Genomic DNA, 3265 nt, shown 5'->3' with positions numbered 1-3265 from the left:
CAGAACTGCCGCGAGGGACAGGGCATCGCGATGGACCGCAGATGCTCGTGAGGTTGCCAGCTTACACGACCTTCCGACGGGAAAACGTAAGCGCTTTAACGCCGAACTGGCTTACTGTTAGGGTTGCGACGCCGACGGCGCGGGGAAATAAAACAGGAGAACTCTGTCCATGATCGTGGGGATCAGCGCCGTCACACTGGGCACCCACGAAATGCCACGAGCTGTCCTTCCGATTTTACCGCGGGCTGGGGTTTGAGGTCCTGCATGGCGACGAAGAGTCGTCATTCACCAGCTTTCGAGTAGGGGGGAGCTATCTTAACCTCATTGCCCAGCCTGCCGAGCGGCGCTGGTCCTGGTGGGCGCGCGTAATCTTCCACGTCGCCGATTTGATGCACTTTACGGCCGTGCGCTCGCAGCAGGATGCCAGCCAACTACCGTGCCCCGCGATGCCGAATGGGGAGAGCGCTACTTCCATCTAGTTGACCCCGACGGCCACGAACTCAGTTTCGCTCGGCCTTTGCTGTCCTCGGTCTAATTCCCACCTCTGGTGTAGCAGGTCCATCCGAGGCCTGGTCGAACCTCCAGGGGTCTTTTTCTCGTTCAATCCGCCGTCCGCAGCCGCCTCATGGTGAACTCGATCCGCCCGTTGGATAGCTCACGCCAGTGTTCGACTTCCGACATGTAGGCCGCCTTCGGGTAGCGATCGAGGAACGCCCTCGCCGTTTGTCGCGCGCCATGGAAAACTGCCCCCTCGGCGTCACGAGGAATTGCCCCCTCCTTGGGATAACCGAGGAGAGAGCGAATGAAAGAGGAACGAATCACTCAAAGCCCATCGTGGAGCGATCTACGGGGGCAGGTGATGAAGACGCCGGACGACGTAGCGGAGATGTTGCGGTTGAAGGCGTGTGGGTGGGGACTGAAGCGGATCGCGCGGCAGCTGGGCTGCAGCCATCACACGGTGAAGGGGTACGTGGCAGCGGGCGGCGTGAAGCCGTTCAAGTCGCCTGAGCGGACGAAACTGCTCGATGGTCTTGAGGATTGGCTGCGCGAGAGGTTCATTCGACATCGCGGCAATGCGGATGTCGTGCGCCAGGACCTGTTGGCCGAGCAAGGCGTGGCGGTCAGCCGGCGAACACTGCAGCGCGCCGTGCAGCCCTATCGTCAGGCAATCAAGGCCGAGGCGTTGGCGACGACGCGGTTCGAGACGCCACCGGGTCGACAGCTGCAGATCGACTTCGGCGAGCGTCTGGTTGAGATCGGCGGGGTGAAGAGCAAGGCATTCGTGTTTGTGGCGACACTCGGGCATTCGCGACGGCTGCATGTACGTGCGTTCCGTGCCGAGAAGCAGGAGCACTGGTTTGCCGGGCTCGAGAGCGCGTTCACGACCTTCGGCGGCGTTCCGGAGGAAGTGCTGATGGACAATCCGCGCGCGCTCGTCGTGCGCCACGACGCGGTGAGCCGGTCGGTTCAGTTCAACGAGAAGCTGATCGCGTTTGCGAAGCATTGGGGCTTCCGTCCTCGCGCCTGTGCGCCGTATCGGGCGCGCACGAAGGGCAAGACGGAGAGCGGCGTCGGCTACGTGAAGAAGAATGCGATCGCGGGCCATTCCTTTGCAAGCTGGGAGGCTTTCGAAGGGCATCTCGCCAAGTGGGAGCGTGAGGTGGCGAACGTGCGTACCCACGGCACGACCGGCGAGGCGCCGATCGGTCGCTTCGCGCGTGATGAGGCGCACCGGTTGAAGCCGCTCGGCGGGCGGTCGTCGTTCGGATTGTTGCGCGAACTGATACGCGTCGTCGGCAACGATTGTGCGGTTGAGATTGACACGAACAGCTACTCGGTTCCGTGGCGTCTGATCGGCGAGCGTGTGGCGGTGACGGTAGCGGCCGGCGAGGTGCACATCCGCCATGGCGTGCGCGAGGTCGCGGTCCACAAGCAATCGGAGGGCCGCCGCCTGCGGATCGTCGATCCCGCCCACCTCGACGGTGTTGCCGGCCGTGATGGCGCCGTCTGCCGAGCGGCGATCGCGGTATCGACGGTGCCCACGTCGACTCCGCCGCCCTCGTTGTTGCGTCCTCTTGCCGAATACGAAGCAGCGATCGGAGGGAGCTTCTGATGGCACGCGGAAAGAAGGCAGCCGAAACACCGACCGATCCGCTCGATGCCATGCTGGCGCGATTGCAGCTCTCCGGTATCCGCGACCAGCTTGACAGCCTTCTCGACGAGGCGGCGCGCGCGAACCTGTCGGCGCGTGAGACGCTGATCCTGCTGTGCGAGCGTGAGATCGCGCGCAAGGATCACCGCCGCATCGAGATGGCTCTGAAGCTCGCGCACTTCCCGGCCGTGAAGGAGCTTGCGAGCTTCGACTTCGACGCACAGCCGTCGATCGACCCGAAGCAGATCCGCGACCTCGCCGCGTCACGCTGGATCGCCAACGGCGAGAACGTCCTGCTGCTCGGCCCGCCGGGCGTCGGCAAGACGCACTTGTCGATCGCACTCGGGCGAGAGGCGATCCTGGCCGGATACACAGTGCAGTTCACAACGGCGACGACCCTGGTCGCTGGCCTGGCCAAGGCGCACGGCGAGCGCCGCCTGGACGAGAAACTGCTGGCGCTGTCGAAGCCGAAGCTGCTGATCGTCGACGAGCTCGGCTACCTGCCGCTGGAGCCGGACGCCGCGCATCTGTTCTTCCAGCTGGTCAGCCGGCGCTACGAAACCGGTGCCATGCTGATCACGTCGAACCGCAGCGTTGCCGAATGGGGCACTGTGTTCGCTGAGCCGATGACTTCATGATGCCTCCTTATTCGACCGGTTGGTGCGTCGTACCCGATTGCGAAGCTGACTGATTTGTTCGTCTGAGAGCTCGATCTGCCATGGTTGGCCCTTGGCTAACTGACGACCTGCCAGCAATCCGCGCGCAAGATAATCGAAGATTGTTTGCGGGGTTACTCCAAGCTCAGCCGCCGCGCCCTGAATCGAGAAGCTACCGTCGGGCCAGCGCATCGGATTCTTGTCCACGCCGTTGATTTTGACGGTTGGAATGCCCCAGCGGGTACGCAGTGCCCAGACGTTCTCGCCTTTGAAGGCGCAGCCTCGGGCCGCGACGAAGCCTTCCTGATTGAGTATTGCCGCAATCTCGGCATCCATTTTGTGTTCAGCGTTCAACTCGACGATCCGTTGCCGCAACCGATCAATGTCGATGTAATTGCGGTAGGTGTGAACGCGCCGTTGCACGTGATGCTCGCTGGTTGCGCCGGTCTGCCAGACG

1 protein-coding gene and 3 pseudogenes are annotated in these 3265 nt (G+C 63.1%); 3 read left to right on the top strand and 1 reads right to left on the bottom strand.

Features of this window, described 5'->3' with window-relative positions:
- The first annotated feature begins 169 nt into the window (after positions 1 to 169).
- From ACFFWD_RS17420 to istB, 3 genes and pseudogenes are all read left to right on the top strand, one after another.
- A pseudogene (locus ACFFWD_RS17420) lies at positions 170 to 535 on the top strand (VOC family protein).
- 267 nt (positions 536 to 802) lie between these two features.
- A complete protein-coding gene (gene istA / locus ACFFWD_RS17415; protein WP_376967232.1) occupies positions 803 to 2113 on the top strand; it encodes an IS21 family transposase in 1311 nt (436 codons plus the stop codon).
- Positions 2113 to 2787, top strand: a pseudogene (gene istB / locus ACFFWD_RS17410) (IS21-like element helper ATPase IstB); the annotation flags it as partial. The gene istA and the pseudogene istB, both read left to right, overlap by 1 nt.
- Here the strand turns inward: istB and ACFFWD_RS17405 are convergent.
- A pseudogene (locus ACFFWD_RS17405) lies at positions 2785 to 3265 on the bottom strand (recombinase family protein); the annotation flags it as partial. The pseudogenes istB and ACFFWD_RS17405 sit on opposite strands and share 3 nt — an antisense overlap.

It is taken from the genome of Bradyrhizobium erythrophlei (assembly GCF_042430365.1).
Lineage (GTDB): Bacteria > Pseudomonadota > Alphaproteobacteria > Rhizobiales > Xanthobacteraceae > Bradyrhizobium > Bradyrhizobium erythrophlei.
The sequence above is the reverse complement of the archived record's forward strand: the minus strand, read 5'-3'. Positions and strand labels throughout refer to the sequence as shown.